We start from the raw sequence: 11539 nt of genomic DNA, 5'->3' as shown, positions 1-11539 counted from the left end.
GGTATCAGCAGCCTGTCCACGGGCCTGAGCACGACCGACAGCAACCTGACGAGCCTGTCGACTTCGACCTCGACCGGTATCAGCAGCCTGTCCACGGGCCTGAGCACGACCGACAGCAACCTGACGAGCCTGTCGACCTCGACGTCGACCGGCATCAGCAGCCTGTCGACGGGCCTGAGTACGACGGACAGCAACCTGACGAGCCTGTCGACCTCGACCTCGACTGGGATCAGCAGTCTGTCCACCGGCCTGAGCACGACCGACAGCCACTTGAACAGCTTGTCGACCTCGACCTCGACAGGTATCAGCAGCCTGTCCACGGGCCTGAGCACGACCGACAGCAACCTGACGAGCCTGTCGACCTCGACGTCGACCGGCATCAGCAGCCTGTCGACGGGCCTGAGCACGACGGACAGCCACCTGAACAGCCTGTCGACCTCGACGTCGACGGGGATCAGCAGCCTGTCGACCGGCCTGAGCACGACCGACAGCAACCTGAACAGCCTGTCGACCTCGACGTCCACGGGCATCAGCAGTCTGTCCACGGGGCTGAGCACGACGGACAGCAACCTGAACAGCCTGTCGACTTCGACGTCGACGGGGCTCAGCAGCCTGTCCACGGGCTTGAGCACGATCGACAGCAATCTGAGCAGCCTGTCGACCGGCCTGAGTACCACCGACAGCAACCTGAACAGCCTGTCCACCTCGACCTCGACGGGGATCAGCAGCCTGTCGACGGGCCTGAGCACGACCGACAGCAACCTGACGAGCCTCTCGACGTCGACCTCGACGGGCATCAGCAGCTTGTCGACCGGCCTGAGCACGACGGACAGCAATCTGGGCAGCCTGTCGACCTCGACGTCGACAGGGATCAGCAGCCTGTCCACGGGGCTGAGCAGCCTGTCCACAGGCTTGAGCACGATCGACAGCAGCCTCGGCAGCCTGTCGACCGGCCTGAGCACGACCGACAGCAATCTGACGAGCCTGTCAACGTCGACCTCGACGGGCATCAGCAGCTTGTCGACCGGCCTGAGTACGACGGACAGCAACCTGACGAGCCTGTCGACCTCGACGTCCACGGGCATCAGCAGTCTGTCCACGGGGCTGAGCACGACGGACAGCAACCTGGCGAGCCTGTCGACGTCCACGTCCACCGGCATCAGCAGCCTGTCGACGGGCCTGAGCACGACCGACAGCAACCTGGCGAGCCTGTCGACATCCACGTCCACCGGCATCAGCAGCCTGTCGACGGGCCTGAGCACGACCGACAGCAACCTGAACAGCCTGTCGACCTCGACCTCCGCGGGCATCAGCAGCCTGTCGACCGGCCTGAGCACGACCAACGACAACCTGGTGAGCCTGTCGACCTCGACGTCCACGGGAATCAGCAGCCTGTCCACCGGCCTCAGCACGGTCGGCAGCAACCTGACCAACGCGGGCCAGAGCACGGCCGACGCCCTGGGCGGCGGCGCCAGCTACGACCCGAACACGGGCGCCGTCTCGGCACCCACGTACACCACCACCAATGCAGACGGTTCGACCAGCACGGCGCACAACGTGGGCGACGCGCTGACCAACCTGTACAACGGCGGCACGAAGTACTTCCACGCCAATTCGACCGAGCCGGATTCGGTGGCGTCGGGCACCAACGCGATCGCGGTCGGCCCCGCCGCAGTGGCCAGCGGCGCCTCGGCCGTGGCGATGGGCCACGGCGCCCAGGCCACGGGCACCAACGCCATCGCGATCGGCACCGGTGCGCTGGCCACGGGTTCGCAGGCGATCGGCGCGAACGCGCGGGCCGGTGGCGGCGGCGTCGCGATCGGCGACGGCGCCGACGCGGGCGGCACGCCGCTGAGCGCCGCGCCCGGCGTCTCGCAGGGCACGGCCGTGGGCTTCGGCTCCGTCGTCAACCAGAGCGGCGGCGTGGCGCTGGGCGCGGGCTCCGTGGCCAACACGCCGGCGGGCGTGGCCGGCTACGTGCCGGCGGGCGCCAGCGCGGCGCAGGCGTCGGCCATTGCCGCCACCACCAGCACGCAGGCCGCCGTCTCGGTGGGCAATGCGGCCAACGGCCAGTACCGCCAGATCACCGGCGTGGCCGCGGGCAGCGCCGACAGCGATGCGGTCAACGTCAGCCAGCTCAAGGCCACGAACAGCGTGGTCAACCAGCTGAGCACGCAGTCGGCCTACCAGAACTACCAGATCGGGGCGCTGAACAACCGCCTCGGCGAGGTGGAGCGCATCGCCTACTCCGGCACGGCCATGGCCTTCGCGATGGCGGGTACCTACCTGCCCACGCTGTACCCGGGCGAGAAGGCGGTCGGCATCGGCCTGGGCGCCTACAAGGGCTACGGTGCGGTCGGCCTGACCTTCAAGGCGCTGTCGAACGACGGCACCATGTCCTGGGGGGCGGGCGTGTCCACCACCGGCAAGGACTGGGGCGTCAACGCCGGCATCGGCTGGAAGTGGAAGTGACGGCACGGGCGCACACCCCGGGCAGCTGCGCCTGAGCCGCCAGCGGCCCGGAGCCGCCCGTGGCCCCTGCGTCCGCGCGGGGGCCTTTCTTCTTTTGGGAGACACTTCGCCCATGCGCATCGGCATCTCCGTGATCACGCACGCCGGCCAGAACATCTGGGAGAACGGCCTGGGTCAGAACGTCATCTTCCTGGCGCGGCTGTTCCAGCGCCTGCCGTTCGTGCGGTCGGTCGTGCTGATCGACGTCGGCGACCAGGGGCGGCTGCCCGCACAGGTCGACACGCAGGCGCTCGGCCTGCTGCTGATGACGCAGGCTGAGGCGGCAGATGCGGTGGACGTCATTGTCGAGATGGCCGGCGCGCTGGACTCGCGCTGGCTCGACTTGCAGCGTGCGCGCGGCAAGAAGGTCGTCTACTACTGCGCCGGCCAGCCCTTTGCCCATCTCGTCGAAAGCCCCGTGTTCGATCGTCCGGGCCATTTCTCCCGGCTGGACCGCTGCGACGAGGTGTGGGTGATTCCCGAGTACGCGATGTTCACCGCGTTCCAGCGGACGGTGCACCGATGCCCTGTGAACGTGGTGCCGTACCTGTGGCACCCGCAGTTCCTGCAGGCGCGCGTGCACGAGGTGGCGCAGCATGGCCTGCACTATGGCTGGCGGCCTCGCACGCCTGCGACGCAGGCGCCTCCGGCGGGGCTGCGCATCGCGATCTTCGAGCCCAACGTCTCGGTCACCAAGACCTCCAGCATCTCGATGCTGGCCTGCGACGAGGCCTATCGGGCCCGGCCCGAAAGCATCCGGATGATGCACGTGCTCAACACGCTGCACATGAAGGACCATCCCACGCTGCTGTACCTGGCCAACTCGCTGGACCTGGTGCGCCAGCACAAGGCCTGTTTCCACGGCCGCAACGACATCGCCGGCTTCATGGCCCAGCATGCCGATGCGGTGGTCTCGCACCAGTGGACCAACGACCAGAACTACAGCTACCTGGACGCGCTGTACGGCGACTACCCGCTGGTGCACAACTCGCCCTGGCTGCATGGCTTCGGGGCCGGCTACTACTACCCGGGTTTCGACGCGGCCGAAGGCGGGCGCCAGATCCTGGCCGCCTGGGCCGGGCACGACGAGCGGCTGCCCGACCAGCGCCGCGCGGCGCGCGCGGTGTTCGACGCGGTCAGCCCGTTCGCCGAGCCGAACCTGATGGCCTATGCGCAACTGCTCGGGCAGCTATGCCACGACACGCCGCAATGGGTGGCGGCATGACGTCGACGCGGCCCCCACGCCCGCTGCGCGTCGGCGTCTCGCTGTTCGTGCGCAAGGGAACGCAGTCGCTGTGGGAGAACGGCATCTTCCAGAACTGCCTGTTCCTGGCGATGCTGTTGCGCCGCTCCCCGCAGGTGGAGGACGTGGTGCTGGTCGCGGGCGGCGGCGGGGGCGGGCCGGAGGAAGCGCAGGCCTTCCTCGAGGAATCTCCCGTGCCCGTGATCGACATGGCCGCAGCCATGGAGCGGCTCGACGTGATGATCGAGATGAGCGCCCAGCTCGGCAAGGAATGGGTGATCGCCTTCCGCGAGCGCGGCGGCAAGGTGGTGTCGATGCGCGTCGGCAACGACTACGTGATCGACATCGAGCGCATGGTGTTCGGCAAGCCGCATGCGTTGCTGATCACCGGCGCCCCCTACGACGAGGTCTGGACCCTGCCCGAATACGAGGCCACCTGCGTGCCGTACTTCGCCAGCACCTTCCGCGCGCCGGTGCGGATGCTGCCGCACCTGTGGAGCCCGGTGGTGCTGGAGCGCGCGCTGCGCCAACTGCCCGAGGGCCACGCCTTCGGCTACCGGCCGGGGCGCCGCCGCTGGCGGCTGGGCATGTTCGAGCCCAACGTGTGCATGGTCAAGACCAGCCACATCCCGTTGCTGGTGTGCGAGGTCGCGCACCGCGCCGACCCGGACGTCATCGAGCACGTGCATGCCTACAACACCTTCCACATGAAGGACCACGCGGTGTTCAACGGCTTCGCCAACAGCCTGGACATCGTTCGCCACGGGCTGGTCACCTTCGAGGGGCGTTTCCCGATCTGGCAGGTGCTGTCGATGCACTGCGACGCCGTCGTCAGCCACCACTGGGAGAACGCGCAGAACTACGTGTACTACGAGGCGCTGCACGGCGGCTATCCGCTGGTGCACAACTCGCACCTGATCGGCGACTGCGGCTACCGCTATCACGACTTCGATTGCGAGGAGGGCGGCCGCGCGCTTCTGCAGGCCTTCGCCGAGCACGATGCCGGGCTGGCCGCCTACCGGCAGCGCGCGCGGAACTTCCTGGCCACGCTCGACCCCGAAGCGGAGTCGAACGTGCGCGCCTACATGGCCGCCATCGAGCAGTTGTACGAACGATGAACCGCCTGGCTTCCTTTTCCTCGCTTGCCGTATGGAGTGCGATGCTGGTGCTCGCGCCGGCTGCCTGGGCCCAGCAGCCCGCGCCCGCGGCGCCGGCACAGGACACCCTGAGCCGCGCCGCCGCCAGCGTCGGCGTCAAGCGCTGCCTGCCTGCCATCACGCGGCTTGCCGGGCTCAACGTGCAGGGCAGCCGGGCGCACGACGTGCTGCTCGACTGGGACCGCCAGCGCCCCGATGCCGGCCCGGTGTTCTCGCTGATCGGGCTGGAGTACCCGAACGCCGGCATGGCGGCGTCCATCACCGCCGTGCCCGACGCGGCCGCCGGCACCTGCACCGTGGCGGCCGAGCGCATCACGGTGGCCCCCTTCACCTGCGCCAGCATCGCGCAGACGGAACTGGCCGGCTACCAGATGACGCGGCTGCTGCCCGTCTACGCGGTCTACACCGATCCGAAGGAGCCCGGCTCCTCCGTCTCTCTCATCGATTCGCCGCCGGGCTGCCTGGTGATCCGGCGCTTCGTCGAATACAACTGGAAGGACCCGGCGGCGGCGCCCGCCGCCGCCCCGCCGGTCCGGCGCTAGGCGCGGCGCGCCAGGCTGCGCCCGTGTATGCCGGGCGGCCGAACACGGGCGCGCGGGCTATGAACTTCGGCCGATTGACGCTGATCCGGCGCGCCGGAATGATCCGCCCTTTTTTGCCGGAGGGCCGTCCGCCCTTTCATCCGAACGACTCATGCTGCATTCCGAATACACGAAGGCCGCCCAGGCGGCCATTGCACACGTCAAGGCCAGCATCCGCTATCGCGGCCTGAACACCGCAGGCGGATGGATCCGCAACCCGATCGACGTGCCGCAGAAGTTCGCGGCCCGGATCAAGAGCCTGCAGCTCGGCGCCAGCCGCAGCGAGGCCTACGGAGGTGCGTTCGACGGAAGGCTCTTCATCGACGAGCTGGCGAAGCTCGGCCTGGAGACGCAGACCGGCAACTGCTCCGAACTGTCGGCGGTGGCCTTCAAGCACCTGGAGGCGGCGAAGGTCCTTCCCATCGACTACTTCGGCGTGTACCGCGGGCGGTGGGACCATGCCTTCGTCATCCTCAACCGCGACCCGTCCATCCCGATCTCCGACTTCGCGAAGTGGAGCTACCAGGCCGTCGTCTGCGACCCGCTCTACGACCGCTGCGGCGACGCCGGGCGCCTCGCCACCTGGTACCCGAAGATGTTCCCGCTCAAGAAGACGGACGTGATGTACCGGGCGGGATGAAGCCGGGGCGCGGCGCGCCCCGGCGTCAGCCTTCGCTCAGCAGGTCGGCCAGCGCGCGCGCGATCACCTTGGTGGCGCGGCGCAGGTCTTCCAGGTCGATGCGCTCGTCGTTGCGCTTGGCGTGCGATTCCAGCACGGTGCGCGGGCCGGCGCCATAGATCACGCCCGGGATGCCGGCTTCGCCGTACAGGCGCACGTCGGTGTAAAGGGGCGTGCCCATCGCCGGGATGGGCTGGCCGAACAGCTCGCTGCCGTGCTTCTGGATCGCATCGACCAGCGGCTTGTTGCCGGGCAGCGGCTTCATCGCGTGGGCCAGCAGGATGCGCCGGACCTCCACCTCGATGCCGCCGGCCGGCGTCTTGAATTCCGCCGCCGCCTTGGCGATCACCTCGCGGATCGTCGCCTCCACCTCGGCCGGGTTCTCCTCGGGGATCATGCGGCGGTCGAGCTTGAACACCACCTTGCCGGGCACCACGTTGGTGTTGGTGCCGCCCTCGATGCGGCCCACGTTGAGATACGGGTGGCTGATGCCCTCGACCTTCGACGTGACCTGCTGGTAGAGCGTGTTCTGCGCGTACAGCGCGTTCAGGATGTGCACGGCGCCCTGCAGCGCGTCCACACCGGTGCTGGGCACGGCGGCGTGCGCCATCTTCCCCTGCACCGTCACTTCCATCTGCAGGCAGCCGTTGTGGGCGGTGACCACCTCGTAGCTGAAGCCCGCGGCGATCATCAGGTCGGGCTTCGTCAGCTTGTTCTTCAGCAGCCAGCCGGGGCCCAGGAGGCCGCCGAACTCTTCGTCGTAGGTGAAGTGCAGCTCGACGCGGCCCTGCTTCGGCTTCGCCACGGCCTCCAGCGCGCGCACGGCGAAGGTGAAGGTGGCGAAGTCGCTCTTGCTCACCGCGGCGGCGCGGCCGAAGAGCTTGCCGTCCTCGATCTCGCCGCCGTAGGGATCGTGCGTCCAGCCCTCGCCGGGCGGCACCACGTCGCCGTGGGCGTTCAGGGCGATCGTCCTGCCGCCGTCGCCGTACGGGCGGCGCACGATCAGGTTGGTGATCGATTCGAGGCCGTAGTCCTTCACCTCCTGCGCGGGCACGGCGTGCTTCTCGGCGTCGAAGCCCCAGGCGGCGATCAGCTCGGCCGTGCGCTCGGCGTGCGGCGCGTTGTTGCCGGGCGGCGTGTCGGTGGGCACGCGCACCAGCGCCTGGAGGAACTTCACCTCCTCGTCGAAGTGGGCGTCGATCCAGCTGTCGAGCTTGGCGTAGTCGGTCATGGGGCTTCTTTTTCTGTGGCGAGGTTGTCCAGGAGCAGCTGGAAGGCTTCGACCGCCAACTGCATGTCGTCGTTGGTGCTCGACTCGAGCGGGTTGTGGCTGATGCCGGAGTTGATGCCGCGCACGAAGAGCATGGCCTGCGGCATCACCTCGTGCAGCTTCATCGCGTCGTGGCCGGCGCCGCTGGGCATGCGGAACAGGGGCACGCCGAGCGCATCGACGGCCTTCTCCCAGCGGGCCTGCCAGGCCGGCGCGCTGGGCGCGGCGGCGGCGCGCATGGCTTCCTCCAGCGTGTAGCGCACGCCGCGGCGCTCGCAGATGGCCTTGAGCTCGGCCAGCACGTCGGCCACCACGGCGTCGCGCCGCGGGTCGTTGGGCGCGCGGATGTCGAGGCTGAACCTGCAGTTGCCCGGCACCACGTTGATCGAGCCGTTGGGCACCTGCAGCATGCCGACGGTGGCGACCGAGTCGCCGTCCTTCGCGGCGCGCTGCTCGGTGAAGAGGATCAGCTCGGCCACCGCGCAGGCGGCGTCGCGGCGCCGGTCCATCGGCGTGGTGCCGGCGTGGCTGGCCATGCCGAACACCTCGCCGACGAAGCGCACCCCGCCGTTGATGGAGGTGACGATGCCCAGCGGGATGTCCAGCTCGTTGAGCACCGGGCCCTGCTCGATGTGCACCTCGACGAAGCCCAGGTACTTCGCCGGGTCGCGCTGGATCTTCGGGATGTCGTCGATGTTCAGCCCGGCGTGCTTCATGGCGTCGCGCAGGGTCACGCCGTCGGCGTCCTGCTGGTCCAGCCACTTCGGGTCGAAGTGGCCGATCAGCGCGCCCGAGCCGAGGAAGGTCGCCTTGTAGCGCTGGCCTTCCTCTTCCGCGAAGCCCACCACCTCGAAGGCGAAGGGCAGGCGGCGGTTCTGCCGCTTCAGCTCGCGCACGCAGGCCATCGGCACGAAGATGCCCAGGCGCCCGTCGTACTTGCCGCCGTTGCGCACGGTGTCGTAGTGCGAGCCGGTGAGCAGCGTCTTCGCGCCGGGCGTGGCCGCTTCGTAGCGGCCGACCACGTTGCCCACCGCGTCGATCCCGACCGAGTCGAAGCCCGCCTCGCGCATCCAGCCGGCGATCTGCGCGGCGCAGGCGCGGTGCGCGTCGGTGAGGTAGGTCACGGTGAGCTGGCCCAGCTCGGCGTAGCCCGGGTCGGTGTGCGCGGCCAGCTTCTCCTGCCAGTCCCACACGTCGTTGCCGAGCGCGGGCACGACGCCGAAGCGGTCGTCCAGCCGGATCTCGGCAATGCGGTGGATGTTGCGCAGCGCCTCGGCGCGCTCGAAGCCCGGATGGTGGTGCAGGCGCCGCTCGAAGGTCGCGATGATCTCGCCCTTCGACAGCCCGTCGCCGCGCGGCCCGCGCACCGCCAGGATGAAGGGGAAGCCGAACTTCTCGCCGTAGGCCTTGTTCAGCGCGCGAATGCGCTCCAGCTCCTCGGGCGTGCAGTTCGTCAGCCCGGCCTTGCCCTGCTCCTGGGTGGACTCGGCGGTGAGCGTCTTCGCCTCCATCGCCTTGCCGGCCAGCTCGGGGTGGGCGCGGATCAGCGCCAGCGGCAGCTCGGGCGGCGCCGTGGCCACGGCCTGGGCCATCGCGTACTTCAGGTGCGCGAGCGAGCGGAAGGGCCGCGCGGCCAGCGCCCGCTCGGCCACCCAGGGCGAGTGCTCGTAGATGCCGTCCAGCAGCCGGACGGCCTCGTCGGGCGGGGCGGCGTTCAGTGCCTCCAGGGTGAGGGCCATGGTGTGTCTCCTTGTGTGCGTGCGTTCAGGCGTTGGCCGGGCAGGGATGGGTCTGTTTCCAGTGGCGCGCGATGTCGATGCGGCGGCAGATCCACACGTGGTCGTGCTTCGCGACGTGGTCGAGGAAGCGCTGCAGCGCCGTGATGCGGCCCGGGCGGCCGAGCAGCCGGCAGTGCATGCCGATGCTCATCATCCGGGGCCGGTCCAGGCCGGCCGGATCGCCCTCGGCGTAGAGGGCGTCGAAGCTGTCCTTCATGTACTGGAAGAACGGGTCGGCATGCGAGTAGCCCTGCGGCAGCGCGAAGCGCATGTCGTTGACGTCCAGCGTGTAGGGCACGATGAGCTGCTGCGCGACGCTGCCGTCGGTCTTGCGCAGCTTCATCCAGAAGGGCAGGTCGTCGCCGTAGTAGTCGCTGTCGTACTCGAAGCCGCCGAAGTCGGCCACCAGGCGGTGGGTGCGCGGGCTGTCGCGGCCGGTGTACCAGCCCAGCGGCCGTTCGCCGGTGATCTGCTCGATCGCCTCCATGCCCAGGCGCATGTGCTCGCGCTCGATCTCCTCGTCCACGTTCTGGTAGTGGATCCAGCGCCAGCCGTGGCAGGCGATCTCGTGGCCCAGCTCCTTGAAGGCGATGGCCAGCTCGGGGTAGCGCTGCAGCGCCATGCCCACGCCGAAGACGGTGAGCGGCAGGCCGCGGCGCTCGAACTCGCGCAGGATGCGCCAGACGCCGGCGCGCGAGCCGTACTCGTAGATGCCGTCCATGCTCATGTGGCGGTCCGGGTAGCTCGCCGGGTTGAACATCTCCGACAGGAACTGCTCCGAGCCCGGGTCGCCGTGCAGCACGCAGTTCTCGCCGCCTTCCTCGTAGTTGAGGACGAACTGCACCGCGATGCGGGCGCCGCCCGGCCAGCGGGCGTGGGGCACGTCGCGGCCGTAGCCGGCCAGGTCGCGCGGATAGGGGAGGGTGGCGTCGTAGACGGCAGGCATGGTGTCTCGGTGTTGTCGCGTACGGCCGTTCAGGACAGGGCCAGCGTGATGTCGCTGGTGGGCACCTGGCGGTCGAAGGTGAGGTTGGCCTCCACGTGCAGGAGGTGCTCGGTCATCAGGCGGGCGGCGCGGTCGCCGTCGCGGGCGGCCAGGGCCTTGACGATGTCGGCGTGCTCGTCGTTGGAGTGCTCGGCGGCGCTGGCGCTCTGGTACATCAGCGTGATCAGCGCGCAGCGCGAGATCAGTTCGCCCAGCATTTGCGCCAGCACCGCGTTGCCCATCAGCTCGGCCATGCGCACGTGGAAGTCGCCCAGCAGCTCGGTGCGGCCCTCCACGTCCTGGCCTTCCACGGCGGTCTTCTCCTGCGCCACGTGCTCGCGCAGCGCCTTGAGCTTGGCCGGCGTGACCTGGTGCGCGAACTCGCGCGCCATCTCGGCCTCCAGCATGCGGCGCACCGCGAAGACCTGGCGCGCCTCTTCCACCGAGGGCGCGGCCACGAAGGCGCCGCGCGCCGGCTCCAGCCGGATCAGCCGGTTCTGCGAGAGCTGGAAGAGGGCCTGCCTGACCAGCGTGCGCGAGACGCCGAAGTGATCGGCCAGCTTCTGCTCGGCGAGCTTGGTGCCCGGCTGCAGGCGATGCTCGACGATGGCCCGGGTCAGGGCCTCGACGATGGCGCGCGTGGTGGTCGTTTCCATCCTGGGCGGGGTTGCGTGGATTGAACCGGAGCGAAAAAAGGGGAATGCACCGCGGCCGGAAACTGCGGTGCAATTCATGATAGCCCCCTGCGGCAAATCTGTATACACTTTTGTGGACCGTATCGGATGATCGCTTCAACCCCCTATCAAGGAGTCGCCCCATGGGCCTGAGCACCCACGTCCTGGACACGATGCACGGCACCCCGGCCGCCGGCATGGAAGTCGCGCTCTACACCACCGAGGGCGAGCACGCCACGCTGGTGAAGCGCTTCACGCTCAACGACGACGGCCGCAGCGATGGCCCGCTGTACGACAACCACAGCCTCAAGGCGGGCACCTACCGCCTGGTCTTCGACGTGGCGGGCTACTTCAAGGCGCGGGGCGTGCAGTTGCCGGAGCCGAACTTCCTCAACCGCGTGGCGCTGGACTTCGGCGTGGCACACACCGACCAGCACTACCACGTGCCATTGCTGGTGAGCCCGTGGAGCTATTCGACCTACCGCGGGTCATGAGCCCCCGCCCGGCCGCTCCGAAGGGGGCTCGCACCGCAGTGCGAAGCACGGAGGTTATCCAATGAGCGCCCCCTGGGCCGGGCTGCGCCCGGCCCGCCCTCCGAGGGGGGCGAGAAAACTTGGGGCGGCCCGGCGTTTTCTTGAAAGCCGGCCCGGCTGCGGCTGCC

The 11539-nt window shown here is 69.2% G+C and carries 10 protein-coding genes; 6 read left to right on the top strand and 4 right to left on the bottom strand.

Features of this window, described 5'->3' with window-relative positions; genetic code table 11:
- From ACIY1X_RS15020 to ACIY1X_RS15000, 5 genes are all read left to right on the top strand, one after another.
- Positions 1-2472: YadA family autotransporter adhesin (locus ACIY1X_RS15020; RefSeq protein ID WP_399681823.1), on the top strand; the 2472-nt coding region annotated here is incomplete at its 5' end.
- A gap of 112 nt (positions 2473-2584) precedes the next feature.
- Positions 2585-3736 carry a DUF2827 family protein gene (locus ACIY1X_RS15015; protein WP_399681820.1) on the top strand — a complete coding sequence of 384 codons (1152 nt, stop codon included), beginning with the start codon at positions 2585-2587 and terminating at the stop codon, positions 3734-3736.
- Complete coding sequence (locus ACIY1X_RS15010) at positions 3733-4872, top strand: DUF2827 domain-containing protein (RefSeq protein ID WP_399681818.1); 1140 nt, start codon at positions 3733-3735, stop codon at positions 4870-4872. The genes ACIY1X_RS15015 and ACIY1X_RS15010 overlap by 4 nt, the downstream gene beginning before the upstream one ends.
- Entirely contained in the window at positions 4869-5453 is a 585-nt protein-coding gene (locus ACIY1X_RS15005; protein WP_399681815.1) for a hypothetical protein, read from the top strand. The genes ACIY1X_RS15010 and ACIY1X_RS15005 overlap by 4 nt, the downstream gene beginning before the upstream one ends.
- Before the next feature lie 151 nt (positions 5454-5604).
- Positions 5605-6132 (top strand): hypothetical protein, encoded by a 528-nt coding sequence (locus ACIY1X_RS15000; protein ID WP_399681812.1) that lies wholly within the window; start codon positions 5605-5607, stop codon positions 6130-6132.
- Positions 6133-6157: 25 nt separating this feature from the next.
- Here the strand turns inward: ACIY1X_RS15000 and ACIY1X_RS14995 are convergent, their stop codons facing one another.
- Genes ACIY1X_RS14995 through ACIY1X_RS14980 form a run of 4 tightly spaced genes read right to left on the bottom strand, consistent with a single transcriptional unit; the run spans position 6158 to position 10860 of the window.
- Positions 6158-7402, bottom strand: coding sequence for a M20 family metallopeptidase (locus ACIY1X_RS14995; protein ID WP_399681809.1), 1245 nt, complete (start codon positions 7400-7402; stop codon positions 6158-6160).
- On the bottom strand, positions 7399-9180 hold the full coding sequence (uraD, locus tag ACIY1X_RS14990) for a 2-oxo-4-hydroxy-4-carboxy-5-ureidoimidazoline decarboxylase (protein ID WP_399681807.1): 1782 nt from the start codon (positions 9178-9180) through the stop codon (positions 7399-7401). Before uraD ends, ACIY1X_RS14995 begins: the two co-directional genes overlap by 4 nt.
- Positions 9181-9205: 25 nt before the next feature.
- A complete protein-coding gene (gene puuE, locus ACIY1X_RS14985) occupies positions 9206-10165 on the bottom strand; it encodes an allantoinase PuuE (RefSeq protein WP_399681805.1) in 960 nt (319 codons plus the stop codon).
- A gap of 29 nt (positions 10166-10194) precedes the next feature.
- Entirely contained in the window at positions 10195-10860 is a 666-nt protein-coding gene (locus ACIY1X_RS14980; protein WP_399681803.1) for a GntR family transcriptional regulator, read from the bottom strand.
- A 161-nt stretch (positions 10861-11021) separates the two neighbouring features.
- On the opposite strand from ACIY1X_RS14980, the gene uraH reads away from it, so the two are divergent.
- Positions 11022-11372: a hydroxyisourate hydrolase gene (gene uraH, locus ACIY1X_RS14975; RefSeq protein ID WP_399681800.1), complete on the top strand. Its 351-nt coding sequence runs from the start codon at positions 11022-11024 to the stop codon at positions 11370-11372.
- Positions 11373-11539: the final 167 nt, after the last annotated feature.

The organism is Xenophilus sp. (genome assembly GCF_044462705.1).
Lineage (GTDB): Bacteria > Pseudomonadota > Gammaproteobacteria > Burkholderiales > Burkholderiaceae_C > Xenophilus > Xenophilus azovorans.
The sequence above is the reverse complement of the archived record's forward strand: the minus strand, read 5'-3'. Positions and strand labels throughout refer to the sequence as shown.

What these genes read in the sequence shown, in the direction of transcription:
- ACIY1X_RS15015 (WP_399681820.1), top strand. Translation starts at nt 2,585, where the DNA reads ATGCGCATCGGCATCTCCGTGATCACGCACGCCGGCCAGAACATCTGG.
- ACIY1X_RS15010 (WP_399681818.1), top strand. Translation starts at nt 3,733, where the DNA reads ATGACGTCGACGCGGCCCCCACGCCCGCTGCGCGTCGGCGTCTCGCTG.
- ACIY1X_RS15005 (WP_399681815.1), top strand. Translation starts at nt 4,869, where the DNA reads ATGAACCGCCTGGCTTCCTTTTCCTCGCTTGCCGTATGGAGTGCGATG.
- ACIY1X_RS15000 (WP_399681812.1), top strand. Translation starts at nt 5,605, where the DNA reads ATGCTGCATTCCGAATACACGAAGGCCGCCCAGGCGGCCATTGCACAC.
- ACIY1X_RS14995 (WP_399681809.1), bottom strand. Translation starts at nt 7,402, where the DNA reads ATGACCGACTACGCCAAGCTCGACAGCTGGATCGACGCCCACTTCGAC.
- uraD (WP_399681807.1), bottom strand. Translation starts at nt 9,180, where the DNA reads ATGGCCCTCACCCTGGAGGCACTGAACGCCGCCCCGCCCGACGAGGCC.
- puuE (WP_399681805.1), bottom strand. Translation starts at nt 10,165, where the DNA reads ATGCCTGCCGTCTACGACGCCACCCTCCCCTATCCGCGCGACCTGGCC.
- ACIY1X_RS14980 (WP_399681803.1), bottom strand. Translation starts at nt 10,860, where the DNA reads ATGGAAACGACCACCACGCGCGCCATCGTCGAGGCCCTGACCCGGGCC.
- uraH (WP_399681800.1), top strand. Translation starts at nt 11,022, where the DNA reads ATGGGCCTGAGCACCCACGTCCTGGACACGATGCACGGCACCCCGGCC.